Raw genomic sequence first — 25,732 nt, forward strand, 5'->3', positions numbered from 1 at the left:
TCGCGCGGAACGTCGCTGTCGGACAGTCGGTGACTCCCGCGTCTGAGCCTTCCGCGTTGTTCACGATCGGGAGCGACACGGCGACATTACGCATTGTCGCGCGCGCGCCCTCGAATGAGGCGGGCGAAATCGAGCTTGGCGCTAAGGCGGCCGTCACCGTCGAAGACTTGCCCGAGCGCGCCTTTGACGCGTCGATCGTTGATCTGCGGCAGGCTCCGACGAACGAAGAGGCGCCGGTCTATGACGTCGTTCTCGACGTCGACAATGCCGAGAGAATGCTGAGTCCCGGAATGTCCGTCACGGCGAAAATCATCGCCGCGCGTCGCGACGATGCGCTGAAGGTTCCAGATGAGGCCTTGGAGTTCTCGCTGCCGGGCGCTCCGCCGGCGCCTGAGGGAAAAAGCATTGTCTGGGTTTTGCGCGACGGAAAGCCCGAGCCGGTTCCATTGAGCCTCGGACTGGACGATGGCGACTATTCGCAAATTCTCTCCGGAGCCCTGGCGCCGGGAGACCGCGTCATTGTCGGGCGTGAACGATAAGCGGCTCGGCTCGGCGGCGATGAGGCGTCGACAGTCGCGAAGACAAGCAAGGCGGCGCAAGAGCTGACGCGATCTTCCAAAGGGTCGCGGCGCCGCGTGATCGCGCTATATCCAAGGTCTCGTGCGACGCCGGTTCAGACGCAATCTCGGCGCGCCTGTCTTCCGTGTCCAAAGTCGTCCAGAGATCGAGGAGAACGCTCGTGATCGAACAGCTTCCGAACTTCCCCGACGCCGTCGTGGCGATCGTCTGCAAGGGACGCGTGACGAAGGCCGACTATGACTCGGTTCTCATTCCAGCGGTTCAGGACGCGTTCAAGAAACACGGCAAGGTCAGGATCTATTATGAAATCTCGCCGGACTTCACAGGATTCGAACCGGGCGCGATGTGGCAGGACTTCAGGGTCGGAATGGAGCATCTCACGGCCTGGGAGCGGGTGGCTCTTGTCACCGATGTCGAGTGGATCAGGCACACGATGCAGCTGTTCAGCTTCCTGATGCCGGGCGAGACGAAATCATTTTCGCTCGCGCAGGCTGGCGAAGCGCGCGCCTGGATTGCAGCTTAGCGAACGGCGGCGCCGCCAACGCGCAGCGGCAGCGATGCGGTGAGCCGCGCGCCGCCCATCGCGTCATTGGCGAGCGTGAGCGCGCCGCCGAGCGCGCCGACTCTCTCGCTCATGCCGCGCAACCCGAGGCCGCCGCCCGAAGATGGGGCGCGCGCAGCGTCGAGACCGGCGCCATTGTCGCGCACGACGATATGTAGCGCGCTTCGGGCGCGCTTGACGCTCACGTCGACATGGTTGGCGCCAGAATGCCGGAGCGCATTGGCCAGTCCTTCCTGCACGATGCGATAGGCGGTGAGGGCGGTCTCTTCTTCAAGCTCCCCGGACGCGCCGCCGAGCGAGAGCGTAATGGCGACGTTCGGATTGGCGTCGCGCCAGCCCTGCGCCAGCGCCTCCAACGCGTCGGCGAGTCCCATTTCCTCGAGAGCCGCGGGACGCAGCCGGCCGAGAATGCGCCTGTTGACCTGCTGCAGAGCGGCGATCTGCGCGTCGATGCGGGCGCAGTCTTCGGCGAGACGCGCCGGGTCGGCGCCGGGAGCGGTCGCGCGTCGCGCCAATGCGCCGACGCCCGCGCGCACAGTGAACAGGAAGGGGCCGATCTCGTCATGCAGATCGCGCGCAATGTCTTTGCGCTCCTCGTCCTGCACATGGATCATCCGCCGCACGAGTCTGTGATTCTCCTCGTCGAGCCGTTGCAGCGTCTCGGCCAGCGCATTGATCCGCTCGGCGATGACGACGAACTCCGGCGAGCCGTCGGCCGGCACGCGCATCGAGTGTTCGCCGCGCTCCAGACGATTGAGTCCATCGGCGAGAGTCGCGACCGGACGCAGCGTCCGCGACACGGCGAGCGAAACGAGTCCGAAGGCGGCGAAGGCGATGCCCGCGCCGCCGATCGCGAGCCAGACGATCTCCTGCCAGATCTCGGCGATTTCATCTGCCGGATTGGCGGCGATGAGGAACGCGTCGCCGCGCCCGGTTTCGATCCGAGTCATGGCGACATTCGGCAAGACGAGCCGGGTGAACCATTGCGGCGCGCGATCGATCTCCTGCCGTGAGGCGACGCCCTCTCCGGCCAGCGTGACGCGAACGTGGCGCAGCCGGCGGGCGTCGGATAAAAGCCGCGCGATCTCGTTTTGCGGATCCGGCGCCGTATCGAGCCGGCTCACGGTCGCTTCGACCAGGTCGCGCGCAAGACGCGTCGCGGCGTCGGCCTCGGCGCGAACGCGCGCGCCCGCATGCAACACGAGCAGGCCGACGCCGAGCGCCAATCCCAGCGCAAGCACGACGCCGAGCAGCAGCGACAGGCGAAGGCGCAGGGAGAGCCTTCGAAGCATGGGCGAATTCTGTAGAGAAGGCCGCGACTTTACGAAAGCCCCCGATGCCGTCAATGTCCGGTCGACCGCCAAACGGGCGAAATTTGCGGGAGCCGATCCGAATATGCGCGTTCTCATCGTTGACGACCATCCGATCATCGTTTCCGGTTGCGCGGCGATGCTCGCCGGCGAGGGCGACATCGACGTCGTCGACGCGCGGGATGCGGAGACGGGCCTCGTGGTCTTCATAGCGCAGAAGCCGGACGTGACGGTCGTCGACATCGGTCTGCCAGGCGTTTCGGGCTTCGATCTCACGCGGCGGATTCTCGAAGCCGATCCGCAGGCGCGCATCGTCGTGTTCAGCATGAACGACGATCCGATTTTTGCCGCGCGCGCCATTCAGATGGGCGCCAAAGGCTATGTGACGAAGAACGACGATCCATACCTTCTGCTGACGGCGGTCCGCGAGGTCGCCGCCGGGGGCGTTTTTCTCATGCCGAAAATCGCCAATCGGCTGGCATTCGAGAAAAACGGCGCGGCCAGTCCGCTCTCGGCGCTGACCGCCCGCGAATTGGAGATTTTGCGTATGCTCGGGCGCGGACTCGGCATGGCGGAGATCGCCGACGTGACGCAGGTCTCCTACAAGACGATCGCCAACAGCTGTTCGATCATGAAACGCAAGCTCGGCGCCCGCACGCCGATGGAGCTGATGCGGATCGCGCTCGAACATAGGCTGACCTGACGGGCGCGTCGCCCGCGCGGTCGAGGAGAAAGCCGCGCGAGCCTAATGTCCCTGTGCGTCGGGATAGGGCTCCGGCGGCGAATAATTCCCAGGAACCGGGCCGCTCAGCGCGCCGAGAAAGGCGACGATGTCCGCCGCGTCCTTGTCCGACAGATCATTTCCGAGCTGCGTCTTGCCCATGATCTTCACGGCTTTGGTCAGATCGTCGACCGAGCCGTCGTGAAAATAGGGCGCCGTCTGCGCGACGTTGCGAAGGCTCGCGACCTTGAAGACATAGAGGTCCGCGTCATTCTTGGTGACGTCCGCGCGACCCTTGTCCGGCGTGGCGACGCCGGTCGCCTTCCAATAGTCGCTCGCCACTCCGAATTTTTGGAAGGAATTGCCGCCGACGCCCGCGCCATTGTGGCAGGCGACGCAGCCCAGATCGATGAATTTGCGCAGGCCGGCCTGTTCCTGTTTGGACAGCGCCGAGGCGTCGCCCGCCAGAAAGGCGTCGAATTTCGAGGGCGTGAGCAATGTGCGCTCGAAGGCGCCGACCGCGAGGCCCCAATTCTTCGCGTTGATCGGATCCTTTTCGCCGGGGAAAGCCTTCGCGAAGGCGTCCGCATAAGCGGGAATGGCCTTCAGCTTGCTCATCGCCGCGGCCTGGTCCGGATTGCCGAAGCTTGCCGCGCCCAGGAGCGATTTCTCCGCCTGGTCTTCGAGCGATTCGCGCTCGCCGCGCCAGTGCTGCTTGAAATTGAGCGTTGCGTTGAAGACCGAAGGCGCGTTACGCGGATTCTCCTTGCCGAAGACGCCGATCGCTTTCGGCAGGCCGTCGCTCGCCTGTCTGTCGGGCAGATGGCAGTGCGCGCAATTGACGTTGCCGTCCATCGACACGCGATTTTCAAAGAACAGCCGTTGACCGAGCGCGACGCGCGCGGCCGTTACGGGATCATTGGAAGGCGCGGGAACGACGATCGGCTGAAAGTTCCGCTGCGCATCCTGAAGGAGCGTCTTGGCGCCCGGACCTTCTGCGCGCGCCGCCGCCGCGGCGAAGATGACGGACAGAAGGGCGATCAACAAGGAAGACGAGCGCAAATCGACGCTCCTGCTCGCAGCCAGCCATGCCGCTGACGCCGGCCAAAAAGATTCGAGCCGGCAAATCGAAAAACGCAACCGCATTGCGCAGCGCTCTTCTTGCCGGCTCGACTCGGGAATTCTTTGGCGCCCTCGCCGAAGCGAAGGCCGCGCCGAAATTAGATTTCGGCGGACTCGTAGCTGGTGATTTCCATGCCGACGCAAACTTCGACAATCACGGGAGTCGTCCAGGCCATTTTTTCCTCCGTTCGGGACTCTCTACGGCTCTGCCTGCTTATATCGCGCGTCGCGCCCGCAGGTTTAAGCTCGGCGCAGCATTTAACATGATCGCCGCGGCTTCGCAAATGCGATGCGGCGCGCAATGCGGCGGCTTCGTGGCGGGCGCCAGACTCCGGGGCGGCGGGCTCTGACGCAAATGACGCATTCGAACGTCTCGACAGGCGACTTGACGGCTGCTAGGCATAAGCGAAACGTGGGAGGAGCCGCCCGGCTCGGCGAGTAGGCGCTAAAAAACAAATGGATAGCGCTCATTTCGCCGATACGCTTCTGAGCTCGGCCTGGGCAGGTAGTAAATCGGGGTAGGGATGGGGACAGCGACGCTCGACGGCAAGGCTATTGCGCTTGACGACGCCTATCGACATGCCGCCAAAATTCTCAGCGGAGCGGCCTTTCCGCTCATCGCCGGCCTCGGCGCCGACGTCGCAGGCGCGCGCGCCGCGATCCTCCTGGCGGAGCGGCTCAGGGGCGCCTTCGATCATCTCGCGTCGCGCGAAGCGCTCGCCGATATCGACGTCAAGCGCTCGTTCGGCATGTTCACGACGACCGCGAATGAGGCGCGTCTGCGCAGCGACTGCGTCGTGCTCATCGGTCCCGGCCTGACGCAAGCCTGGCCCGGAATGCTGGAGCGGCTCGCGCTGTCCCAGCCGCCGCGCCGCGGCGCCCAGGCGCAGCAGCCGCGCAAGGTGATCTGGGTCGGTCCCAGGGACGAGGAGGCGAACGCCGTTCCCGGCGCGAAGGTCATCCCGGCGTCTGGGCAGGAACTGTCCGGCGTGCTGGCGGCGTGGCGCGCGCGCCTCGGCGGACGGCCTGTGGCGCTCGGCGCCGAGAAAGTCGGCCTGATCGACGGTCTCGTGGAGACCTTCAGAAACGCGCATTTCGGCGTGTTCGTCTGGTCGGCGTCGACGCTCGATCCGTTGGGCATCGAGATGCTCCAGGGTCTGGTCACCGACCTCAACGCCACGACCCGCTTCACCGGCGTTCATGTTGGCGGCCGCAGCGGCGCTTCGGGCGTCACACAGACCGCGGGCTGGATGACCGGCTTCCCGCCGCGCACCGGCTTTGGCCGCGGCTATCCCGAGCACGATCCGTGGCGTTTTGAGGCCAATCGGCTCGTCGACAGCGGCGAGGCCGACGCGGCGCTGTGGATTTCCGCCTTCGACGGCGAGCAGCCGGCCTGGTCCCGCGCCGACATTCCGCTCGTGGCGCTCGGGCCGGCGCAGGCCGCGCCGTCTCGGGGGCTCTTCATCGAAGTCGGTCAGCCCGGCGTGACCCATGACGCGGTGCTGATGAGTCAGGAAACCGGCGGCATGACGCTGTGCACAGCCAGCGCGCCGACCGACGCGCCGACCGTCGCGCAGGCGATCGGCGGCATCATGGCGGAAGTTTCGGAGGGCGCATGGCGCTGACAGTTTTGCGCGGCGGCCATATCGTCGACCCGGCGACGGGCCAGGACGCGATCGGCGACGTTTGGTTCGAGAACGGCCGCATCGTCGCGCGCCCGGAAGGCCGCAGCGCCGACGAGGAAATCGACGTCTCCGGCCATGTCGTCATGGCCGGCGCAATCGACATTCATTCGCACATCGCCGGCGGCAATGTGAACACGGCGCGACTGCTGCTGCCGGAGCTGCATCGCGCGATTCGCGCGCGGCGCGCCGGCACCCCGCTGTCGACCGCCAAATGGTCGAGCTACGAGACCGGCCGGCTCTATGCGCAGATGGGCTTCACCACCGTCGTCGAGCCGGCGATGGCGCCGCATCACGCCTTGCAGACTCATCTCGAATTCAACGACGTGCCAATCCTCGACAAGGGCGCGCTCACCGTGCTCGGGAATGACGACTTTCTGCTCGGCATGCTGCGCGACGGCGAGACGGACGGCGCGATCAACGACTATGTCGCGCAGACCGTCGAGAACACGCGTTCGCTCGGGCTGAAGTGCATCAATCCCGGAGGCGTCGAAGCCTTCAAGGAGAACATGCGCGTCTTCGGGCTCGATGACGTCGTGCCGTTTTACGGGCTGACGTCGCGGCAGATCTTTCAGTCGCTGCAGAAGGCGACTCAGGCGCTGGGCATCGCCCATCCGCTGCATCTGCACATGAACAATCTCGGCCTCGCGGGGAACATCGACACGGCGCTGGCGACGATCGATGCGGCGCAGGGCCTGCCGCTGCACCTCGCCCATGTGCAATTCTACGCCTATGGCAAGGAGGGCAAGAACGGCTTCTCGTCGGCCGGCGCGCTCTTCGCCGAGAAGATCAACGCCAATCCGAATGTCAGCGTTGACGTCGGCCAGGTGATGTTCTCGGACACGGTGACCGTCTCGTCCGACGTTCTGAAACAGTTCAACAGCCTGCCGGGCGCGATCCCGAAGAAGGGCGCCATCTTCGACGGCGACGCCAATGGCGGCGGCATCGTTCCTTACGTCTACAAGATCTCGAACTATTACAACGCCATTCAATGGGCGGCGGGTCTCGAGCTGTTCCTGCTGATCAATAATCCCGAGCAGGTGTTCTTCACCACCGACCATCCGAACGGCGGCCCGTTCACGACCTATCCGGAACTCTTCGCGCTGCTGATGAGCGCCGACCTTCGCGCGCAATATCTCTCGCGTCTGCCGGCGGAGGTGCTGGAGCACACCACTCTGCCGTCGATCTCGCGCGAATATACGTTTTACGAAATCGCGCAGATGAGCCGCTCCGGCGCGGCGAAGCTCTTTGGCTTCGAAGACCGCGGCCAGCTCGGCGCCGGCGCTGTCGCCGACATCGCCGTTTACAAGCGCGGACGCGACGTCGCCGGCATGTTCCGTCGCGCGGCCTATGTGTTCAAGGACGGCCATCTCATCGTGCGCGATGGCGAAGTCTCGCATTATACGCGCGGCAAGACGCTGCATATTCGACCGCGTTACGATCAGCAGATCACCAAACGCCTCGATTCCTATTACGACGATCTTTACGGCCTGCCGCGCAGCATTTTCGACGTGCCTGACGCCGCGCTGCCGCACAAGGACGCCTTCGCGGAGGTTCCATGCCGGATTTAGTTCGCAACGGCGTGAGGATAGACGACAGTTTCGCCGAAGCCTTTCCTATGAGCGGGACAGGCATTCTGATCACCGCGCCGAACGCCAAATGGGCGCGACAGGCCGCGCTGACGATGACCGGCTTCGCGACGTCGGTCATCGGCTGCGGCTGCGAGGCGGGAATCGATCGCGAAGTGCCGCCGGAGGAAACGCCGGACGGCCGGCCGGGCGTGCGCGCGCTGCTGTTCGCCATGTCGTCGAAGGACGCGGAGAAGCAGCTCGTCAATCGGCTTGGCCAATGCGTGCTGACCTGCCCGGGCTCCGCGGTCTATTCGACGGTCGCCGGCGAATTCGAGATCAAGGTCGGCGACGCGGTGCGCCAGTTCGGCGACAAGTGGCAGATGTCCAAGGTCGTCGACGGCCGGCGCTACTGGCGCGTTCCGGTGATGGACGGAGAGTTTTTCTGCGAAGGAAAAGTCGGCCTGACCAAGAAATCGGTGGGCGGCGGCAATCTTTTGATCATGGGCGCGGACTGGGACAAGACCATGCGCGCGACCGAGGCCGCCGTCGCGGCGGTCGACGGCGTCGCCGACGCGATTGCGCCCTTTCCCGGCGGCATCGTGCGCTCGGGCTCGAAAGTCGGCTCGCAATATAAGGGCATGAGCGCGTCGACCAATGACGCCTACTGTCCGACCTTGCGCGGCGTGACGAAAAGCGCGCTCGACGAGGACATCGGCTGCGTGCTCGAAATCGTCATCGACGGCCTGACCGACAACGCCGTCCGCGAGGCCATGCGCGCGGGACTTCACGCCATCATCGAGATGGGGCCGGAGCAGGGCGCCAAGCGCGTCGGCGCCGGCAATTACGGCGGCAAGCTCGGCCCGTTCCATTATCATCTGAAGGATTTGCTGCCGTGAAGCCTTTCACCTTCACGCTTCGTCAGGAGCCGCCACAGCGCGTCGACCTTTCCGCGCTCACGCCGGACCGCCTCGCGGGGAAATCCGTCGCGCAGATCGAGGATATCGAGATCGGCGTGACGCGCATCTCGACGAAGGTCGGCGACATCTTCAAGATTTCGGAAGGCGATCTGAAGACCCTTCGCTATGAGGGCGGCTCAGCGCGCTTCGATCTTCTGGGCGCGAAACTTCTTCCCGGCTTCGAGATCCACGTCGAAGGCGACGTCGGCGCGCAGTGCGGCCGTCTGGCCAAGGGCGGCAAGATCACCGTCGCCGGGAACGCCGGCCCGCATGCGGCCTCGGGCAATCTCGGCGCCGACCTCGAGATCAAAGGCGCCGCCGGCGACTTTCTCGCCGGCCCGCTCGCGGGCGAACTCGCCGGCATGGCCGGCGGCCGCGTGATCGTTCGCGGCGACGCCGGCGCCCGCGCCGGCGATCGGCTGCGGCGCGGCGTCATCGTCATCGAAGGCGACGCCGGCGAAGATCTCGGCGCGCGCCTGATCGCCGGCACGATGTTCGTTCTGGGGACGGCCAAGGGTCGTATCGGCTATCTCAACAAGCGCGGCTCCATCGTCCTCGCCCGCGGCGGCTGTTTCGGTTCGACCTATCTCGACTGCGGCGCGCATGAGCTGACGTTCGCGCGGCTTTTCGCGCGCAGCCTGAGAGAGCACAGCCCCTCGGCCTCCGATCTCCTGTCGCGCAAGCTCCGCCGCTATGGCGGCGACACGGCGGTTTACGGCAAGGGCGAGATATTGACCGCCGACTGACGGGCATTACCCTTGCTAGGGAGCAAAACGCCCGCTGGGCGGGCGCTTAGCAAGGAGATGACGATGAATTTCGTCGAACTCATCCTTACCGTATGCACTTTGGCGCAGCCCGCCGCCTGCGACGAACGCAAACTTGTCCTCGAATCCGCCACGGGCTCGACCAACAATTGCATGATGCAGGCGATGCCTTATATCGCTCAATGGTGCGGAGACCATCCGCAACTGACTGTCACCAAATGGCGCTGCGTCCGGCCGGGATCGGAAGGCGATAAGATCTGATCGAGGCCTGGGCGCGGGTCGATTCTATGACGAATGAACCCGAAGGACGATCGACCGGCGCCCTTTGCGGCGCCTTACGCGCCCCCCGACGAGAGCTTCGCTGAAGCTTTTCTCGAGTCGCGTCCGGCGCCCGCGACGCGACAGGCTGTAGAAGACGCCGCGCTGACCCTCGTGCGCGGCATCCGCGAACGACGCGACCCGCTCGGCGGGGTCGAGGATTTTCTCCACGAGTTCTCGCTTTCGACGCGAGAGGGTTTGGCGGTCATGGCGCTCGCCGAGGCGCTGCTGCGCGTCCCTGACGACGCGACGGCTGATCGACTCCTCGCCGACAAGCTCGCCGAGGGCGACTTTTCCCGTCACGAATCGTTGAGCGATACGCTGCTGGTTCAGGCCTGCGCCTTCGCGCTGGGGTTTTCGGCGCGCATCGTCGACGTGACGGAGCCGCGCGGACTCGTCGCCGATCTCGTCCGGCGTCTCGGCCTGCCGACGCTGCGGACCGCGTCCCGCCAGGCGATGCGGCTGATGGGGGCGCATTTCGTTTTCGGCGAGACCATCGAAGCGGCGGTCCGGCGCGCGCAGGGACGGCGCGAGCGTTTCTCCTACGACATGCTCGGCGAAGGCGCGCGGACGGCGGAAGACGCCGAACGCTATTTCGAGGCCTACGCCCATGCGATTCGCGCCATCGGCGACTCTGCCGGGACCGCGCCGCTCCCGGCGCGCCCCGGAATTTCCATCAAGCTTTCGGCGCTGCATCCGCGCTATGAGGCGATCTCGCGGGAGCGCGTGCTGCGGGAATTGCCGCCGCGCGTGCTCGAACTCGCGCGTCTCGCCAAGGACCGCGATCTCGCATTCACCATCGACGCGGAAGAGGCGGATCGACTCGAACTTTCGCTCGACGTGATCGTCCGCGTCGTCCAAGACCCGTCGCTTTCGGGCTGGGATGGCTTCGGGCTCGCCGTGCAGGCCTATCTGAAGCGCGCTTCGGCTGCGATCGACTATGTCGCGTCGCTCGCAGACGCCTATCAGCGGCGCTTCATGGTTCGGCTGGTCAAGGGCGCCTATTGGGACAGCGAGGTCAAGCGCGCGCAGGAGCGCGGTCTCGCCGATTATCCGGCGTTCACGCGCAAGGCGATGACGGATCTCAATTTCGACGCCTGCGCGGAACAGCTCTTCAAGCAGCCGCGCCTCTTCCCGCAATTCGCCACGCATAACGCCCGCAGCGTCGCCGCCGTCCTGACCATGGCGGGCGCGCGTCACGATTTCGAATTTCAGCGCCTGCACGGCATGGGCGAGCCGCTGTACGAGGCGCTTGCCGAGATCAGCGACGCCGCCGTTCGCGTCTACGCCCCGGTCGGCCCGCACCGCGATCTGCTTGCCTATCTGGTGCGGCGCTTGATCGAGAATGGGGCGAATTCGTCCTTCGTCGCGCGCGCCGCCGATCCCGATACGCCGGAGAGCGCGCTTGTCGCGGATCCTTATGATGCGATCGGCGCGCCGGATCGCGCGCGTCATCCACGTCTGCCGCTGCCGAGCGAAATTTATTTGCCGCTTCGCGCCAATTCGAAAGGCGTGGAGTTCGGCGATCGCGCCGCGCTCACGGCGTTGATGCGGCAGACGCATGCGTCTTTTACGGCGCCTTCCGCGCGCCCCAGCGTCAGGATGCGCGCCGCGCCGCGTTCCGTCGTGTCGCCGATCGACGGCGCCGTGGTCGGCGAGGTGGTCGAGGCGGACGAAGCCGCGGCGCACGCCGCGATCGTCGAAGCGGCGCGCGCATTTCCGGCGTGGGTCAGAACGCCTTTCGAGCAGCGGGCGAAAACGATCCAACGCGCGGCGGATTTGATCGAAGCCCGGCGCGGGCCGCTGATCGCGCTGTTGCAAAGCGAAGGCGGCAAGACGCTCGACGATGCGCTCGCCGAAGTGCGCGAGGCGGTCGATCTTTGCCGCTATTACGCCGGCCAGGCGCGGATCGTCTGCGCCGACGCGCCGCTGCCGGGACCGACGGGCGAAGCCAATATCCTGCGCCGCCACGGACGCGGCGTCTTCGTTTGCATTTCGCCGTGGAATTTTCCGCTGGCGATTTTCATCGGTCAGGTCGCCGCGACGCTCGTCGCCGGAAACGCCGTCGTCGCCAAACCCGCCGAGCAGACGCCGCTCGTCGCCGCGATGGCGGTCCAACTCCTGCATGAAGCCGGCGTTCCGAAGAACGCGCTGCAATTCGCGCCGGGCGACGGCGCGGTCGGCGCCGCGCTTGTCGCCGATCCCCTGACCGGCGGCGTCGTGTTCACCGGCTCGGTCGAGGTCGCGCATCGCATCAATCGCGCGCTCGCCGCGCGAGAGGCTCCGATCGCGCCGCTCATCGCCGAAACCGGCGGGATCAATGTGATGATCGTCGATTCGACGGCGCTGATCGAACAGGTGGTGGACGACGTTCTGATGTCCGCGTTCCGATCCGCCGGGCAGCGCTGTTCGGCCTTGCGGCTCTTGTGCTTGCAGGAGGAGATCGCGTCTGTCTGTCTCAAGACGCTCATCGGCGCGACGCGCGAGTTGCGCGTCGGCGATCCGCGCGAGATCGGGACCCATGTCGGCCCGGCGATCGACTCAGAAGCGAAAGCGAAACTCGACGCCTATCTTTCGCGGCAGCGCGCCGCCGGACGCATTCTCTACGCGGGTTCCGCGCCCACGATGGGAACCTTCGTTGCGCCGCATATCGTCAGGATTGATCGGGTCAGAGATTTGAAGGAAGAGATTTTCGGCCCCGTGCTGCATGTGGCGACGTGGAAGTCGGAGCGTCTGCCGGAGCTGCTCGCTGACATCGAAGCCGGCGGATATGGGCTCACGCTCGGCATGCATACGCGCATCGAACAGCGCATTCGCGCGCTATCGCGCGAAGCGCCGGCCGGCAATATTTACGTCAACCGCAACATGATCGGCGCCGTCGTCGGCAGCCAGCCCTTCGGCGGATTTGGCCTGAGCGGCACCGGTCCCAAGGCGGGCGGTCCGGATTATCTGCTGCGGTTCCTGCATGAGACGACGCTGACGATCAACACCGCCTCGTCGGGCGGCGACGCAGGACTGTTGTCGCTTGGAGATTCCGACGAGCTTGATCGCGACAAAGTGGCGCAAACGCGCGGGTTGAAGTCACATCGCTGACTCTCCACCTCACTAACGTTTCCAGATCGATCGTCAGCTTCATCGTTGCTGAATTGCAGTTGCCTGGCGATCGTCCGTTCACGAGGGAGATCAGCATGGCCGAACGCAGCAAGCCGCCAGCGTCGAGAGAATCAACGCAAACGCCCGCCGGTTTCGATTGGCCGCCTTTCGAATCCTTCCGGCGCCAGTTCGACCGCATGTTCGACGAGTTCCCGTCGCGCCGGAGCCTCGCCGACTTCCAGCCGTTCGAGCGGATGATGGCGCAACAGGGAAACCCTCCCGTCGATTTCGTCGAGAAGAACGGCGCGTATGAGATCACCGCCGAACTGCCGGGGCTCGACGAGACAAGCGTCGATGTGAAGCTTGCAAACGGCGTCTTGTCGATCTCGGGCGAGAAGACCGAAGAAAAGGAAGAAAAGAAAGAGGGCTATTATTGTTCCGAGCGCCGCTACGGCTCCTTCCGGCGCGCGTTTCGGGTACCGGAAGGCGTCGATCAGGACAAGATCACGGCGGACTTTGAAAAGGGCGTGTTGAGAATCAAGCTGCCCAAAACGCCCGAGTCGAAGAAGGAAGAGAAAAAAATCGAGATCGCCGCCAAGTAGCGCCCAAGCCAAGTAGCGCCCAAGTAACGTCCAAGCAGCGCCGCGTTCTCGACGCGGACTGAGGCCGCCTAAGATCGCCAGCCGGCGCGCCGTTGCGGCGCGCCCGCGATCTCCGGCTTGTGCGCCGGCCGCTGCATCAGCCGGGGCAGCACCAGATGCGGCAGCACGCCTTCGCGGATCACGGCGCGCCGCAGCGGACCGAGCGCCGCCATGGCGATGAAGCCTGCGCCGCGCAGCAAATCCACCGGCAGATAGGGAATGATCAGCGAGCGGTTGAGCAGGTCGACGCCATGCGTCCTGAAGCCGATGTCGGCGCGCCGGTGACGATCGTAGCGTGCGAGCGCGCGTGATAATTCGCGCGGGTTCTTGAGATCGACGCTGGCCAGGCAATCCTCGAGATCAGCCACGTCGCGCAGACTGAGATTCAGCCCTTGCGCGCCGATCGGCGGAAAGATGTGGCATGTCTCGCCGACGAGCGCGAGGCGCCCCGTCGCATGTTTCGACACCTGCATGCCGCCCATCCGGAACTGCCCGATGTCGCCTTCGATGCGCATCGCGCCAAGTTCCGATTTGGCGTAGTCCTCGATTTCATATTCGAGTTCCTCGCGCGGCTTGGCGAGGCGGCGTCGCGCTTCGGCGACGCTCATCAGCCAGACGAGGCTGGAGCGATTTGGCGAATCGTCCCGCGCGGGCAGCGGCACCAGCGTAAAGGGGCCCGAGCGCGTGTGATATTCCGTCGAGATATTTTCGTGCGGAAACTCGTGACGCAGCGCCATGGTGAGCGCGATCTGCGGATAGGTCCATTCCTTCACGTCGATGCCGGCCGCCGCGCGGGCGCGACTGTTGCGCCCATCGGCGGCGACGATGAACTCCGCCTCGAAGCGTCGTCCGTCGGCGAGAATGGCGACGGCGCCGTCGCTGTTGAATTCATAATCCGCGATGTCGGCGTCGACGATCTCGATCTCGGGCCGGTCGCGGCAGAAATCCAGCAGGATGGCGACGAGGTCGTCGTTCGAAACATTGACGCCGAGCGCGGGCAGGCCGATTTCGCGGGCGCGCAGGCTCAGCTCCGGCACCGGCAGAAACTGATCGGTGTCGTCGATCATGCGGATCGCTTCGACGGCGCAGCCGCGCGCCCTGACGCGCTCGAGCGCGCCAAGCGCGTCCAGAAACCTCACGGATGCTTCAAACAGCGCGACGGTGCGTCCCGGCAGCGGCGGCGGAATTCTTCCGACGAGCCGCGTCTTGAACCCCGCGCGCGCAAAGGCCAGCGCCGCCGCCATCCCGGTCGAGCCGGCGCCGGCGATGAGAATTTCAGATCGAATATTGTTTTGCGCCGGTTCCATCTCGCGTCATCTCCTCAGCTTGTTATAGCGGGAGACTCGGTGAAGCGCGAGCGGGAGACTTTGGTTTGGCGCGACGGGCGGTGTAGTCTCGCGTCCCGCTTCTCTAGCCATCCCGGCCCCGTGACGTCCTCACGCCTCATTGGCCTTTCGGTCCATCTTTTCACGGCGAGCGGCGCGGCGTTCGGAATGATCGCACTGTTCTTCGCGGCGGATGGCCATTTTGCCGCAATGTTCGCCTGGCTCGGCGTGGCTCTGGTCATCGACGCCGTTGACGGCGCGCTGGCCCGGCGTTTCAGGGTCGTCGAAACCGCGCCTTTCATCGACGGCGTCGCCCTCGACCTCGTCGTCGACTTCCTCAACTATGTGGTCACGCCGCTCGTGGCGCTGTGGCGTTCCGGCGTTATGGAGCCTGCCGTCGCCGTCGCCGTCTGCGCTGGAGTCTGCGCCTGTTCGGCGCTCTATTTCGCCGATCGGCGGATGAAGACCGCCGATTACTGGTTTCGCGGATTTCCCGCGCTTTGGAACGTCGTCGTCTTCTATCTTCTTGTGTTGCGGCCGCCTGCGCTCGTAACGCTTGCGGTTGTTGTTGCGGCGGCGGCGTTGATGTTCGCCCCGATCGTCTTCGTCCATCCGCTGCGCGTGAAGCGTCTGCGCGCTGTGACAATCGTTGTAACGATGATTTGGGGCGCGTCGGCGATCATGGCGGTCGCCCAGGATCTCGCGACGGCCGTTTTCGGCGTGAAGGCGGCTCTGGTCGCGACAGGGTGCTATTTTCTTGCTTTGCCGTTCTTTCGCGAGGGCGGCGCAATTGCGGAGGGAGAGGTCGATGGTTAAGGCGATTCGCGTGCATCAGCCTGGCGGACCGGAAGCGCTTGTCTTGGAGGATGTCGATCTGCCGTCGCCGGCGGACCACGAAGTGCAGATCCGCCATGGCGCCATTGGCGTCAATTTCATCGACATCTACCGCCGCACCGGAGCCTACCCGGCCGAATATCCGTTCATTCCCGGACATGAGGGCGCCGGCGAAGTGATCGCCGTCGGCAAGAATGTAAAGAATTTCAAGGTTGGCGACCGGGTCGCCTATGTCGGCGCGCTCGGCGGCTATTCCGAAGCGCGCAACATCGCCGCCGACTCTCTGATCCATCTGCCGAAATCCTTCAGCTATGAACAGGGCGCGGTGATGATGCTGAAGGGGCTGACCGCGCAATATCTGCTGCGCAGGACCTTCAAGGTGAAGAAAGGCGATCGCGTCCTCGTCCACGCCGGCGCCGGCGGCGTCGGGCAAATCCTCTGCCAATGGGCGAGCGCGCTCGGCGCCAAGGTCATTGCCACGGTCGGCTCTCCGGAAAAGGCGAAGATCGCCGAGGAGGCGGGGACGCGGCACACGATCCTCTATCGCGAGGAGAACTTCGTCGAGCGCGTGCGCGACTTCACGAAAGGCAAGCTGTGCGACGTGGTCTATGACGGCGTGGGCCGCGCGACCTTCCCCGCGTCGCTCGACTGTTTGAAGCCGTTCGGCATGTTCGTCAGTTTCGGCTCGGCCTCCGGTCCGATCGCGGCGTTCGACATCGGCCTGTTGGCGCTGAAGGGCTCGCTCTACGCCACGCGCCCCTCGCTTTTCACCCATATCGCCGGGCGACGCGATTATGAGGAGATGATGGACGATCTGGTTCGCGCCGCGAAGCGGGGCTACGTGAAGCTGGCCGACCCTGTGCGCTTTCCGCTCGCCGACGCGGCCAAAGTCCACGCCGCGCTCGAATCACGCGTCACCAGCGGCTCCATGGTCCTCATTCCATGATTTCGCCATGATGCGACAAGGCGGAAACCGCGTTTCGGCGACAAACTTGACATGTGTTGCAATTTCAGCACTGCCCTGATCGGCTGTTCTACAAGGCATTGTTTACGAAGCGGGATTTTGCACCGCGAGGACGCCTTTGATGGCGCGATTCGGCGGGTTTTCCCCGCTTTTCGCTGCATCGAAGCGAAGGGTCGACAATTTCGGTCTACGTTTTCGGCGCAAATCGATTATGCTGAGCATGTTCCGGCTTTGAGGTTCCTCCCGCCTCTCGATTAGCCCGAACCGCCTTACAAAACCCGGCGCCCGAGCCGGGTTTTTTTCTTTCCTTCGCTCTGCAACACCGCCGTTTCTATTGCAATTTTTCGGGAACAGCCCCATCCTTGGGGTGCGGCCGGCTCTCTTGCGGGCTTTCGGGCCGCGAAGCATGAGGGTTGCAACGCTGTCGACAGGTGTTCTTCCGGGGGCGGGACCTGGTCCGCTCCGGCCGGAAATTGGCGCAGGAGCGTCGTTGGCCGGCTTAATCGTGCAAAAGGTTCTCGCTAGCCTGGACGAAACCAAGGCCGAGGACATCGTCTCCATCGATCTGCGCGGAAAGACGGCTCTCGCCGATGACATGATCATCGCGACGGGACGATCGACCGTGCATGTCGGCGCCATCGCCGACAAGGTCATCAAGGCCCTGAAGGCCGCAGGCGTCGTTGCGCCGCGCGTCGAAGGCCTCTCCCAGTGCGACTGGGTGCTGATCGACGCCGGCGACGTCATCGTCCATATCTTTCGTCCCGAGGTGCGCCAGTTCTACAATCTCGAAAAGATGTGGGGCGGCGACCGTCCGGTGGAGATTCGCCTGGTCTGACGAAGGTCGACCGGGCGTTCCTCCGGAATTGCTCGTGAGTCCTCTCGTTTCGCCTGGCGCCGGATGAAAATCGGACTGATCTGCGTCGGCCGCCTGAAGGCCGGCCCGGAGCGAGAGCTGTACGCGCGCTACGCCGAGCGCATCGGCGCCTTTCGGCGGCTCGGCCTCGAAGGACTCGAACTCAAGGAAATCGAGGAGAGCAAGGCCGCCGCGCCGGCCGAGCGGTCGTCGCGCGAGGGGACGGAACTGCTCGCGGCGCTGACGGCCGATCCCCGGCTTGCGGCGTTCGACGAACGGGGCAGGGCGGCCACGAGCCCGGAATTCGCGCAATTCATCGCCACGGAACGCGACCGCGGCTGCAAGGCGCTCTGGTTTGCGATCGGCGGCTCAGAGGGCCTCGACGAGAGGGTGCGCGCACGGGCCGCCGCCATTTTCTCGTTCGGCGCGATGACGCTGCCGCACCAGTTGGCGCGCATTCTCGCCGCCGAGCAGATCTATCGGGCGATGACGATTTTGTCTGGCCATCCGTATCACCGGGCCTGATCGTTATTTCGGCCCGGCCGACTCGCGCAGGTATCGTCCCTTCGCCCACCCGCGCCTGTTGGCGGACGGGTCTTCGACCTGACACCAGCGTTCGCCGCGATCGTTCCTGCAGCCGTGATTCTTGAGAATCGCGCCGCGGGCGAGCCCGCCGACGCGCTTCGCGCGGGGGGAAGGGCCATCGCGCAGACTGAGGCTGTCGCCGGCGGCGAGACCGAAAACTTCCCAGTAGTCCGGGCCGCCGGTAAGTCCGTCGGCAAAGTCGGGACCCCTGGCGTCCGTCGCGCTTTTCTGTCCTAAGTCGATGGCGAGCCTGTAGTTCGCGACGGTCCCGCGCCGCGCCGCGCTGCGCATCAGATAGACACGCGCCGTATAGTCGCCGGCGACAGGCGCCGTTCCCGAGAAATCCTTTCCGGACGTCGAGCCGATGAACATCGCCGCGTCCGCGCCTGGCGCAATCACGTTGAAATAATTGCTGAGCCTGTTCGTCTTGAGGCTCAGCCGCATGGATTCTCCAGCGCCGACGGGAAAGACATAGTCGACATACTCATAGCCCTTGAGTCGGCCCTTCAGCATTGCGCGGCCGTCTGTGAAGGCGACGCGCTCCACGCGCGCGTTCTCGCGCGCGGCGGCGAGCGTCGGAAGCGTCAACGCAGCAAGCGTCGCGATGATGGCGAGACCTCGACTGAACATGCGGTTCCTCCTGGAGCGTCGGACGGCGCTGTCGTCGCCGCCGCGCGGCGGCGACATCCACTCGAAAGATATTGTGGCGCGAGCCGGTGGGGAGAACCCCGACGCCTACGCGCGTGGCCGCCCGAACCGTATCGCCCGCCTTGTCGAAGATCCCGCTTCCTCGCCCGGGCCTTTACCCTCGCGACGCCATGCGCTAAACCCCGGCGGTAACGAGCCCCGGCGTTACTGCGCGGGGCTTTTTCTGTTGGAGATCGAGATACGGCCATGGCGAATGTGGCGGTGGTCGGCGCCCAGTGGGGCGACGAAGGCAAGGGCAAAATCGTCGACTGGCTGTCGCTCGAGGCTGATGTCGTCGTGCGCTTCCAGGGCGGCCATAACGCCGGGCATACGCTCGTCATCGACGGCGTGACCTACAAGCTCGCGCTGTTGCCGTCCGGCATCGTGCGGCCCGGCAAGCTTTCGGTCATCGGCAATGGCGTCGTCGTCGACCCGCATTTTCTGGTCGGGGAAATCGACCGGCTGCGGGAGCAGGGCGTCGAGATCTCGCCGACAAACCTCAAGATTGCGGAGAACGCGCCGCTCATTCTCTCGCTGCATCGTGAGCTCGACTCGCACCGTGAGGAGATGGCCGGCAATGGCGTGAAGATCGGCACCACCAAGCGCGGGATCGGCCCCGCCTATGAGGACAAGGTCGGGCGGCGCTCGATCCGCCTCATGGACCTCGCCGAGCCCGATCTGCTCGACGAAAAGATCGCGCGCGCGCTTGCGCATCACGATCCGCTGCGGCGCGGGCTGGGACTGCCGGCGGTCAACGCGGCAGCTTTGCGCGAGGAGCTGCTGTCCGTCGCGCCGCGCATTCTGCCGTTCATGGACGCCGTTTGGGAGCTGCTCGAGGACAATCGCCGCGCCGGCAAGCGGATCCTGTTCGAGGGCGCGCAGGGCGTGCTGCTCGACGTCGACCACGGCACCTATCCTTACGTCACCTCGTCCAACACCGTGGCCGCGTCGGCGGCGAGCGGTTCGGGGCTCGGCCCCGGCGCCATCGGCTATGTGCTCGGCATCGCCAAGGCCTACACGACGCGGGTTGGCGGCGGCCCGTTCCCGACCGAGCTTCACGACGAGATCGGCGCGCTGATCGGCGATCGCGGCCGCGAATTCGGCACCAATACCGGTCGGCGTCGCCGTTGCGGCTGGTTCGACGCCGTATTGACGCGCCAGGCGGTGAAAACATCCGGGATCAATGGCGTCGCGCTGACGAAGCTCGACATTCTCGACGGTTTCGACGAGATCAGAATCTGCACGCATTACACGCTCGACGGGCAGCGGATCGAGCGCCTGCCGGCCTCGCAGGCGGCGCAGTCGCGGGCGCAGCCGGTCTATGAGAGTTTTCCCGGCTGGAACGAGTCGACGAGCGGCGCGCGCTCCTGGGCGGATCTGCCGGCGCAGGCGATCAAATATGTCCGCCGCATCGAGGAGCTCATCGCGGCGCCGGTCGCTCTGCTGTCGACGAGCCCCGAACGCGACGACACGATCCTCGTGCACAATCCGTTTCAGGATTGACCCATCCCGAACCGCGTCGCGGCTCGCTTCTCCATATCGAGGGGATGGCGCGCCGCAGCGCGATGTCCTGATCGGGCTGCGGCTTTCCCTTCGCGGAAAATTACGGCCTTGCGGCGCTTGGCGCGCTTCGCCATATCGGGCGAAGGAGGAGAGGATATGGAGCCACCCAGCCGGCCTTGTGAGTCAGCCCTGCGTCTGCACGCGCTCGACAGCGAAGATCTTTCGCTCCTCTCGGCGCATCTGCAGGATGCTCTGGTGCGCGTCGGAGACATCGCCTTTGTGCCCGACAAGCGCCGCTTCGCCCTGATGGGGTCCCGTTTCGACTGGGCCGCCGAGCTTGACGGGCGCTTGGAGCGCTGCCGCTGCGGGCTCCATTTCGAGGGCGTCCAGCGCGTGCGCTGCCAAAAAATCTCCCGCGAGCAGCCGGACGTCATCCTCGAACTCCTGGCCGTGACTTTTGAGCCCGACGCCGAGCCGCCGTCTGGCGTCATCCGGCTCTATTTCTCGGGCGGCGCGTCGATCGCGCTCGACGTCGAATGCGTTGAGGCGCAGCTCTGCGACATGGGGCCGCGCTGGAAGGTCGCCGCCCGGCCGATCCATGATTTCAACGGCGAACTTGACGAGAACGCGTCCACAGGGCCATGACAGCCGCACTTCCGGCTGGAGAAAATCATGACCCTGCGTTTGGACGCTGCGGCGCCCGATTTTGAACAGCGTTTCACCTCGTTGCTGGCGATGAAGCGGGAGGCGTCCCAGGACGTCGACGCCACCGTCCGCGGCATTATCGAGGATGTCGTCGCCCGCGGCGATGCGGCGCTCATCGACTATTCCAAGCGTTTCGACCGCATCGATCTCGAGGCAACCGGCATCGCGGTCGCGCGCGAGGAGGTCGCCGCCGCAGAAGCCAAATGTTCGGCCGAACAGCTTGCGGCGCTCGATCTCGCGCTCGAGCGCATCACCGCCTTCCACGAGCGTCAGAAGCCGCAGGATCTGCGTTTTCGCGACGCCGCGGGCGTCGAACTCGGCTGGCGCTGGTCGCCGCTCGACTCGGTTGGCCTCTATGTGCCGGGCGGCACGGCCGCCTATCCGTCTTCCGTTCTTATGAATGTCGTGCCGGCGAAGGTCGCTGGCGTGAAGCGCATCGTCATGGTGGTTCCGACGCCCGGCGGCCATGTGGAGCCGCTGGTGCTCGCCGCCGCGAAACGCTCGGGCATCGACGAGATCTACCGCGTCGGCGGCGCTCAGGCCGTGGCGGCGCTGGCCTATGGCACGAAGACGATTGCGCCTGTCGCCAAGATTGTCGGCCCGGGCAACGCCTGGGTGGCGGCGGCGAAGCGCCGCGTGTTCGGCCAGGTCGGCATCGACATGATCGCCGGACCGTCCGAAGTTTTGGTGCTCGCCGACGCCAGCGCCAATCCCGACTGGATCGCCGCCGATCTGCTCGCGCAGGCCGAGCATGATGAATCCGCTCAATCGATCCTGATCACCGACGACGCCGCGCTCGCCGATGCGGTCGTCGCCGCCGTCGAACGGCATCTCGCGACGCTTTCGCGCAAGGAGATCGCCGGCGCGTCCTGGCGCGACTACGGCGCGACGATCGTCGTGAAATCGTTGTCGGACGCCATTCCGCTGGCCGACCGCATCGCCGCGGAACATCTCGAAATCATCAGCGAGGACGCCGAGGATCTCGCCGCGCGCGTCTCGAACGCCGGCGCGATCTTCATCGGCGCCTATACGCCCGAGGCGGTCGGCGATTATGTCGGCGGCTCGAACCACGTGCTGCCGACGGCGCGTTCGGCGCGCTTTTCGTCGGGCCTGAGCGTGCTCGATTTCGTCAAGCGCACGTCGATCCTGAAATGCGACGCGGACTCGCTGCGCGCCATTGGCGCCGCCGCCGTCACGCTCGGCGACGCCGAAGGCTTGCAGGCCCATGCGCGCTCCGTGTCGATCCGCCTCAATCAGCTCGGGGCGTGAGGGCGTGGAGTCAACCGAGTCGAAGCGGCTGATCTCGGTAACGCTCGACGAAAATTCGATCGGCCGCGGCTCCGCCGATCAGGAACATGAACGCGCGATCGCGATCTATGATCTCTTGGAGGAGAACAGTTTCGCGCTGCTCGGCCACGACGGCGGGCCTTATGCGCTGTCGATTTCGCTCGTCGACGCGAAGCTCGTCTTCAAGGTTTGCGACGCCGACGGCGCCTCGGTCGTCACACACATTCTCTCGCTGACGCCTTTCAGACGCATTCTCAAAGATTACTTCATGGTCTGCGAAAGCTATTACGCGGCGATCCGCCATGCGACGCCGAGCCGGATCGAGGCGATCGACATGGGCCGACGCGGTCTGCACAACGAAGGCGCGCAGCTTCTCCTGGAACGGCTGAAAGGAAAGATCGAAACGGATCAGGACACCGCGCGCCGCTTGTTCACGCTGATCACGGCGCTGCACTGGAAAGGCTGAGCGCAACGCTCTCCCGGCCGAAGACTCGCCGCCGCGCAAGCGACGCCGTATCGACATGATGGACTCATCCGCATGGGCAAAGGTCATTCGAATCACATCGCCGAATTGCGGCTTTCGTTGGCGGCGGAAGGCGGCGAGCTTCTCCGCGCCTTCGTGCGCGAAGCGTCGCTGGTCGAAGGCGTTCCGCCGATGGTCGCGAGCCTGATCGCCGCCGACGCCGAGCAAATCTGGCGGCTGCTCTGTCTGCCGCGCGCCAATGCGGACCGCGCGACCGTTCTTCTGTCGTCATCGAGAGGCGAAGCGCGCGCGCAAATTCTCCTGAACGGGCATTCCCGATTTTCCGCCATCCTCCCGTCGCTCGCCGCGCATGTGCGTCGGGACGCCGGATTGTCCTACCGGGAGCGCGGCGTCGACGGCTGGGAGATCACGCTGCATCGCAGTCTGGAGCCTGCTCGCGAAGCGCTTGGACCGGAGGAGACTGTCGCGGACGCCGCGGCGCCTACGGAAACAGTGGATATCGACGCGCCTCAGCAAGACGATTCGGCGGCGATCGCGCGCTGTTTCCTCGCCGTCTACGGGCGCAATTACGTGCATCGGGAAGTCTTCTCGCCGCAGCGCTACTGGCGGAAAGTCGAGAATGGAGAGCTGATCCCGGTGGTGAGCCGCGACGCGCGCGGCGAGGTGATCGGCCATGTCGCGCTTGAACGAGAGCGCGGCGCGACGATCGCCGAACGCGGCGAGGCCGTCGTGCTGCCGACCTACCGCGGACGCCATCTCCTGGAGCGCATGACCGAGCGCCTGACCGAGGAGGCCGTCAGGCTCGGACTCGTCGGGATTTACGCCGAGCCCGTGACGACACACACCTTCTCGCAGCGTAACGATGAACGCGCCGGCATGCCGACATGCGCCATCCTGCTCGGCGCCGCGCCCGAGAGCTTGCATTCTAAAGATCTGCCTGTGCCGACGGCCGGACAGCGGCAGAGCTTTCTGCTGACGTTCCGGTTCCTGCAATCCGCGCGCACATGCGAGATCGCTGCGCCGCGCGAATATCGCGACGTCATTGCGGCCACCTACGACAGCCTCGGCGTCAGCTTCTCCCTGCGCGAGAGCGGGACGCCGACAGAGACGCGATCGACGACCAGCATCACGGTCAACAACGGAAGTTATGGCAGGATTCGCTTCGAGGCGATTGGCTCGAACGCCGCCGTCGAACTGGCGCAAGCGGTCAGCGACGTCGATGCGCTCGGCGCGCACGCCGTGCAGCTCTCCGCGCATGTCGACGATCCGGGTCTGTCGCTGCTGGTCGAGAGCGCGCACAGTCTGGGATTCTTCTTTTGCGGATTGGCGCCGGCCTTCTCCGATGGCCGCGATCTACTGCTGATGCAGCGCCTGAGCGAACCGCTCGACGTGAAGGCGCTACAACTCTTCACCGATCAGACAAGGGAGCTTGCGGCGTTCATCGAAGCAGACCGTCAGTCGGCGCTGAGCCGGCGATGAAACCGCATTAGCGACGTGGCGCGACCTCAGTCGATTCTTTTCGCCTGCACGCTGAACGCCGTCCGATCGCCAATGGCGGAGGCGATCGCGCGTCACTATTTCGGACGCGAAATCTATTTTGCGTCCGCGGGGCTGAAGCGCGGCGCGCTGGACCCTTTCGCTATAGCCGCGATGGACGAAATCGGCGTCGATATTTCAGGCCACAAGCCGCACACGTTCGAGGATCTCGAAGATTCGAACTTCGATCTGATCGTGACGCTGTCGCCCGAGGCGCATCACAAGGCGCTGGAGTTTACGCGAACCATGGCCGTCGACGTCGTGTATTGGCCAATGCCCGACGCCACCGCCGCCCAGGGCTCACGCGAGGCCATTCTCGACGCCTATCGCGACGTGCGCGAGCGTTTGACCGGGCGGATCAAGGATCTGTTGGGTCCCCGTCAGCAACCGACCGGATGAGTTCGGGCAGGGGGGCTCGGCGTTCAGCCCGATTTCTTCATCTGCGGGCAAAAACGTTGCGCAAAGGCGATCAATGCGCGATCTGATCCGTGTCGGCCGATGAAGGAGAGCGCAACCGGCACGTCGTTCGTCGGCAGCGGCAGGCTGATCTGCGGCAGGTCGAAAAAGCTCGCAATCAGAAACAGCCGCATCATCTGGTAGCGTTTGGCGTCGAGCGTCTCTTCGCTTTCGGTGAGGAGCGGCGCGCGAAATGGCGTCGTTGGCGACACGATGAAGCCTCGCTTGTCGAGGATCGCGTCGATTTTCTTGCGCGCCTCCGCGCGGAAAGCTTCAGCGGCGTTCTTTTGGTCGAGCGTGACTTTGGCCGCATAGGCGAAACGCTGCTCGACGCCCTTGCCGAAGGTCGGGCTGTTGGCGGCGATCCACGCGCCGTGCGCGGCCCAGGCCTCGAAGGCCTGCATATTGCGGAAGTGCCCGAGCGCGGTTTTGAAGAAATCCTCGCCGAGCGTCGCTTCGCGCCAGGCGCCGAAGGCCTTGAGGGCGTCGATCGGCTCCGCCGCCGCCGACGCGAAATCCATTTCGACGCCCGAGAAGGCGTCTGTGAGCAGCACCGCTTCACCGACCTCGGCGTTCTTCGCGTCCGGCGGCAACAACGCCTCGCCGATGGTCGCCATGACGTCGATGTCGCGGGCGAACCAGCCGATGGCGTCGAACGAAGGCGCAAGCGGAATGACGCCGTCCATCGGCGCTGCGCCATGCGACGCGCGAAAGCCAAGGACACCGCAAAAGGCGGCCGGCGCCCGGCAGGAGCCGGCGGTGTCGGTGCCGATGGCGAAATTGACCTGTCCGGCCGCGACCGCGACCGCCGAGCCTGAAGACGAGCCGCCGGGATGACGATCTTGCGCGGCAGGATTGATCGGCGTGCCGTAATGCGGATTGGCGCCGAGCAGGCTATAGGCCATCTCGTCCATATTGGTTTTGCCGACGAGCCGCGCGCTGGCGTCGAGCAGGCGGTCGACGACAGGCGCATTGCTCTGGGCGGGCGGATGCGTCGCGGCCCATTTCGGATGGCCATTGGTCGAAACGTGCCCCGCGACGTCGATGTTCTCTTTGACGACGAAGGTCGCGCCGGACAGAGGCCCTGGCGTTTCCGCGCTCTGGTTCAGAACGACGGAGAGCGCGCCGAGACCAACTTTCATCGCGGCATCCTTCCTTAAGGCGAATCTGGCGAGAGCAGGCGCGGCGGGATCT

The 25,732-nt window shown here is 65.2% G+C and carries 26 protein-coding genes; 20 read left to right on the forward strand and 6 right to left on the reverse strand.

The genetic code is table 11. The features are described 5' to 3' along the window. On the forward strand, nt 1–539 hold a 539-nt coding region (locus AB7F41_RS11425), incomplete at its 5' end, for an efflux RND transporter periplasmic adaptor subunit (protein ID WP_428406585.1). 200 nt (nt 540–739) lie between these two features. Beyond that, entirely contained in the window at nt 740–1,102 is a 363-nt protein-coding gene (locus tag AB7F41_RS11430; protein WP_428384333.1) for an STAS/SEC14 domain-containing protein, read from the forward strand. On the opposite strand, the gene AB7F41_RS11435 is transcribed toward AB7F41_RS11430, so the two are convergent. Next, entirely contained in the window at nt 1,099–2,433 is a 1,335-nt protein-coding gene (locus tag AB7F41_RS11435; protein WP_428384331.1) for an ATP-binding protein, read from the reverse strand. The two genes, AB7F41_RS11430 and AB7F41_RS11435, sit on opposite strands and share 4 nt — an antisense overlap. A gap of 103 nt (nt 2,434–2,536) precedes the next feature. Between AB7F41_RS11435 and AB7F41_RS11440 the strand changes: the two genes are divergently transcribed. Further along, nucleotides 2,537–3,154, forward strand: a complete 618-nt coding sequence (locus AB7F41_RS11440) for a response regulator transcription factor (RefSeq protein ID WP_428384329.1) — start codon at nt 2,537–2,539, stop codon at nt 3,152–3,154. A gap of 42 nt (nt 3,155–3,196) precedes the next feature. On the opposite strand, the gene AB7F41_RS11445 is transcribed toward AB7F41_RS11440, so the two are convergent. Both AB7F41_RS11445 and pqqA read right to left on the reverse strand, forming a co-directional pair. Continuing rightward, nucleotides 3,197–4,234: a cytochrome-c peroxidase gene (locus tag AB7F41_RS11445; protein ID WP_428384327.1), complete on the reverse strand. Its 1,038-nt coding sequence runs from the start codon at nt 4,232–4,234 to the stop codon at nt 3,197–3,199. Nucleotides 4,235–4,392: 158 nt separating this feature from the next. Then, complete coding sequence (gene pqqA, locus AB7F41_RS11450) at nt 4,393–4,470, reverse strand: pyrroloquinoline quinone precursor peptide PqqA (RefSeq protein WP_083481414.1); 78 nt, start codon at nt 4,468–4,470, stop codon at nt 4,393–4,395. A 348-nt stretch (nt 4,471–4,818) separates the two neighbouring features. Here pqqA and AB7F41_RS11455 point away from each other — a divergent pair, with 348 nt between their 5' ends. The 7 genes from AB7F41_RS11455 (at nt 4,819) to AB7F41_RS11485 (ending at nt 13,280) form a co-directional block, all read left to right on the forward strand. Next, the gene (locus AB7F41_RS11455) at nt 4,819–5,919 is read left to right on the forward strand and encodes a formylmethanofuran dehydrogenase (RefSeq protein WP_428384325.1); all 1,101 of its coding nucleotides are present in this window, start codon (nt 4,819–4,821) and stop codon (nt 5,917–5,919) included. Further along, nucleotides 5,910–7,547: a formylmethanofuran dehydrogenase subunit A gene (locus AB7F41_RS11460; RefSeq protein ID WP_428384323.1), complete on the forward strand. Its 1,638-nt coding sequence runs from the start codon at nt 5,910–5,912 to the stop codon at nt 7,545–7,547. Before AB7F41_RS11455 ends, AB7F41_RS11460 begins: the two co-directional genes overlap by 10 nt. Continuing rightward, nucleotides 7,535–8,443 carry a formylmethanofuran--tetrahydromethanopterin N-formyltransferase gene (gene fhcD, locus AB7F41_RS11465; protein ID WP_428384321.1) on the forward strand — a complete coding sequence of 303 codons (909 nt, stop codon included), beginning with the start codon at nt 7,535–7,537 and terminating at the stop codon, nt 8,441–8,443. Before AB7F41_RS11460 ends, fhcD begins: the two co-directional genes overlap by 13 nt. Then, the gene (locus tag AB7F41_RS11470; RefSeq protein ID WP_428384319.1) at nt 8,440–9,249 is read left to right on the forward strand and encodes a formylmethanofuran dehydrogenase subunit C; all 810 of its coding nucleotides are present in this window, start codon (nt 8,440–8,442) and stop codon (nt 9,247–9,249) included. The genes fhcD and AB7F41_RS11470 overlap by 4 nt, the downstream gene beginning before the upstream one ends. Before the next feature lie 63 nt (nt 9,250–9,312). Further along, on the forward strand, nt 9,313–9,528 hold the full coding sequence (locus tag AB7F41_RS11475; RefSeq protein ID WP_428384317.1) for a hypothetical protein: 216 nt from the start codon (nt 9,313–9,315) through the stop codon (nt 9,526–9,528). 33 nt (nt 9,529–9,561) lie between these two features. After that, on the forward strand, nt 9,562–12,678 hold the full coding sequence (putA, locus tag AB7F41_RS11480) for a bifunctional proline dehydrogenase/L-glutamate gamma-semialdehyde dehydrogenase PutA (RefSeq protein WP_428384315.1): 3,117 nt from the start codon (nt 9,562–9,564) through the stop codon (nt 12,676–12,678). A 95-nt stretch (nt 12,679–12,773) separates the two neighbouring features. Beyond that, nucleotides 12,774–13,280: an Hsp20/alpha crystallin family protein gene (locus AB7F41_RS11485; RefSeq protein ID WP_428384313.1), complete on the forward strand. Its 507-nt coding sequence runs from the start codon at nt 12,774–12,776 to the stop codon at nt 13,278–13,280. Nucleotides 13,281–13,348: 68 nt separating this feature from the next. On the opposite strand, the gene AB7F41_RS11490 is transcribed toward AB7F41_RS11485, so the two are convergent. Further along, complete coding sequence (locus AB7F41_RS11490; RefSeq protein ID WP_428384311.1) at nt 13,349–14,626, reverse strand: FAD-dependent monooxygenase; 1,278 nt, start codon at nt 14,624–14,626, stop codon at nt 13,349–13,351. Between the two features lie 186 nt (nt 14,627–14,812). Here AB7F41_RS11490 and AB7F41_RS11495 point away from each other — a divergent pair, with 186 nt between their 5' ends. The 4 genes from AB7F41_RS11495 to rlmH all read left to right on the forward strand — a co-directional run bounded on the left by AB7F41_RS11495 (nt 14,813) and on the right by rlmH (nt 17,820). Further along, entirely contained in the window at nt 14,813–15,460 is a 648-nt protein-coding gene (locus AB7F41_RS11495; RefSeq protein ID WP_428384309.1) for a CDP-alcohol phosphatidyltransferase family protein, read from the forward strand. Further along, on the forward strand, nt 15,453–16,424 hold the full coding sequence (locus AB7F41_RS11500; RefSeq protein WP_428384307.1) for a quinone oxidoreductase family protein: 972 nt from the start codon (nt 15,453–15,455) through the stop codon (nt 16,422–16,424). The genes AB7F41_RS11495 and AB7F41_RS11500 overlap by 8 nt, the downstream gene beginning before the upstream one ends. Nucleotides 16,425–16,848: 424 nt before the next feature. After that, nucleotides 16,849–17,277: a ribosome silencing factor gene (gene rsfS, locus AB7F41_RS11505; RefSeq protein WP_428384305.1), complete on the forward strand. Its 429-nt coding sequence runs from the start codon at nt 16,849–16,851 to the stop codon at nt 17,275–17,277. Nucleotides 17,278–17,340: 63 nt separating this feature from the next. After that, a complete protein-coding gene (gene rlmH / locus AB7F41_RS11510) occupies nt 17,341–17,820 on the forward strand; it encodes a 23S rRNA (pseudouridine(1915)-N(3))-methyltransferase RlmH (protein ID WP_428384303.1) in 480 nt (159 codons plus the stop codon). 3 nt (nt 17,821–17,823) lie between these two features. Here rlmH and AB7F41_RS11515 read toward each other — a convergent pair whose 3' ends face one another. Next, the gene (locus tag AB7F41_RS11515; protein WP_428384301.1) at nt 17,824–18,510 is read right to left on the reverse strand and encodes an SH3 domain-containing protein; all 687 of its coding nucleotides are present in this window, start codon (nt 18,508–18,510) and stop codon (nt 17,824–17,826) included. Between the two features lie 264 nt (nt 18,511–18,774). Here AB7F41_RS11515 and AB7F41_RS11520 point away from each other — a divergent pair, with 264 nt between their 5' ends. The 6 genes from AB7F41_RS11520 to AB7F41_RS11545 all read left to right on the forward strand — a co-directional run bounded on the left by AB7F41_RS11520 (nt 18,775) and on the right by AB7F41_RS11545 (nt 24,481). Continuing rightward, a complete protein-coding gene (locus tag AB7F41_RS11520) occupies nt 18,775–20,070 on the forward strand; it encodes an adenylosuccinate synthase (RefSeq protein WP_428384299.1) in 1,296 nt (431 codons plus the stop codon). 156 nt (nt 20,071–20,226) lie between these two features. Continuing rightward, nucleotides 20,227–20,715, forward strand: coding sequence for a DUF2948 family protein (locus AB7F41_RS11525; protein WP_428384297.1), 489 nt, complete (start codon nt 20,227–20,229; stop codon nt 20,713–20,715). A gap of 27 nt (nt 20,716–20,742) precedes the next feature. After that, on the forward strand, nt 20,743–22,044 hold the full coding sequence (gene hisD, locus AB7F41_RS11530) for a histidinol dehydrogenase (RefSeq protein WP_428384295.1): 1,302 nt from the start codon (nt 20,743–20,745) through the stop codon (nt 22,042–22,044). 4 nt (nt 22,045–22,048) lie between these two features. Beyond that, the gene (locus tag AB7F41_RS11535) at nt 22,049–22,528 is read left to right on the forward strand and encodes a UPF0262 family protein (RefSeq protein ID WP_428384293.1); all 480 of its coding nucleotides are present in this window, start codon (nt 22,049–22,051) and stop codon (nt 22,526–22,528) included. Between the two features lie 72 nt (nt 22,529–22,600). Beyond that, nucleotides 22,601–24,025: a hypothetical protein gene (locus AB7F41_RS11540; RefSeq protein ID WP_428384291.1), complete on the forward strand. Its 1,425-nt coding sequence runs from the start codon at nt 22,601–22,603 to the stop codon at nt 24,023–24,025. A 6-nt stretch (nt 24,026–24,031) separates the two neighbouring features. Next, entirely contained in the window at nt 24,032–24,481 is a 450-nt protein-coding gene (locus tag AB7F41_RS11545) for an arsenate reductase ArsC (RefSeq protein ID WP_428384353.1), read from the forward strand. 23 nt (nt 24,482–24,504) lie between these two features. Here the strand turns inward: AB7F41_RS11545 and AB7F41_RS11550 are convergent, their stop codons facing one another. Then, on the reverse strand, nt 24,505–25,680 hold the full coding sequence (locus AB7F41_RS11550) for an amidase (protein WP_428384289.1): 1,176 nt from the start codon (nt 25,678–25,680) through the stop codon (nt 24,505–24,507). Between the last annotated feature and the right edge of the window lie 52 nt (nt 25,681–25,732).

This window comes from Methylocystis sp. (genome assembly GCF_050251305.1).
Classification (GTDB): domain Bacteria; phylum Pseudomonadota; class Alphaproteobacteria; order Rhizobiales; family Beijerinckiaceae; genus Methylocystis.

Excerpts from the sequence above, each read along its gene's own strand:
- AB7F41_RS11435 (WP_428384331.1), bottom strand. The coding sequence starts at position 2,433 with ATGCTTCGAAGGCTCTCCCTGCGCCTTCGCCTGTCGCTGCTGCTCGGC.
- AB7F41_RS11440 (WP_428384329.1), top strand. The coding sequence starts at position 2,537 with ATGCGCGTTCTCATCGTTGACGACCATCCGATCATCGTTTCCGGTTGC.
- pqqA (WP_083481414.1), bottom strand. The coding sequence starts at position 4,470 with ATGGCCTGGACGACTCCCGTGATTGTCGAAGTTTGCGTCGGCATGGAA.
- AB7F41_RS11455 (WP_428384325.1), top strand. The coding sequence starts at position 4,819 with ATGGGGACAGCGACGCTCGACGGCAAGGCTATTGCGCTTGACGACGCC.
- AB7F41_RS11460 (WP_428384323.1), top strand. The coding sequence starts at position 5,910 with ATGGCGCTGACAGTTTTGCGCGGCGGCCATATCGTCGACCCGGCGACG.
- fhcD (WP_428384321.1), top strand. The coding sequence starts at position 7,535 with ATGCCGGATTTAGTTCGCAACGGCGTGAGGATAGACGACAGTTTCGCC.
- AB7F41_RS11475 (WP_428384317.1), top strand. The coding sequence starts at position 9,313 with ATGAATTTCGTCGAACTCATCCTTACCGTATGCACTTTGGCGCAGCCC.
- putA (WP_428384315.1), top strand. The coding sequence starts at position 9,562 with ATGAACCCGAAGGACGATCGACCGGCGCCCTTTGCGGCGCCTTACGCG.
- AB7F41_RS11485 (WP_428384313.1), top strand. The coding sequence starts at position 12,774 with ATGGCCGAACGCAGCAAGCCGCCAGCGTCGAGAGAATCAACGCAAACG.
- AB7F41_RS11490 (WP_428384311.1), bottom strand. The coding sequence starts at position 14,626 with ATGGAACCGGCGCAAAACAATATTCGATCTGAAATTCTCATCGCCGGC.
- AB7F41_RS11495 (WP_428384309.1), top strand. The coding sequence starts at position 14,813 with ATGATCGCACTGTTCTTCGCGGCGGATGGCCATTTTGCCGCAATGTTC.
- AB7F41_RS11500 (WP_428384307.1), top strand. The coding sequence starts at position 15,453 with ATGGTTAAGGCGATTCGCGTGCATCAGCCTGGCGGACCGGAAGCGCTT.
- rsfS (WP_428384305.1), top strand. The coding sequence starts at position 16,849 with ATGAGGGTTGCAACGCTGTCGACAGGTGTTCTTCCGGGGGCGGGACCT.
- rlmH (WP_428384303.1), top strand. The coding sequence starts at position 17,341 with ATGAAAATCGGACTGATCTGCGTCGGCCGCCTGAAGGCCGGCCCGGAG.
- AB7F41_RS11515 (WP_428384301.1), bottom strand. The coding sequence starts at position 18,510 with ATGTTCAGTCGAGGTCTCGCCATCATCGCGACGCTTGCTGCGTTGACG.
- AB7F41_RS11520 (WP_428384299.1), top strand. The coding sequence starts at position 18,775 with ATGGCGAATGTGGCGGTGGTCGGCGCCCAGTGGGGCGACGAAGGCAAG.
- AB7F41_RS11525 (WP_428384297.1), top strand. The coding sequence starts at position 20,227 with ATGGAGCCACCCAGCCGGCCTTGTGAGTCAGCCCTGCGTCTGCACGCG.
- hisD (WP_428384295.1), top strand. The coding sequence starts at position 20,743 with ATGACCCTGCGTTTGGACGCTGCGGCGCCCGATTTTGAACAGCGTTTC.
- AB7F41_RS11540 (WP_428384291.1), top strand. The coding sequence starts at position 22,601 with ATGGGCAAAGGTCATTCGAATCACATCGCCGAATTGCGGCTTTCGTTG.
- AB7F41_RS11550 (WP_428384289.1), bottom strand. The coding sequence starts at position 25,680 with ATGAAAGTTGGTCTCGGCGCGCTCTCCGTCGTTCTGAACCAGAGCGCG.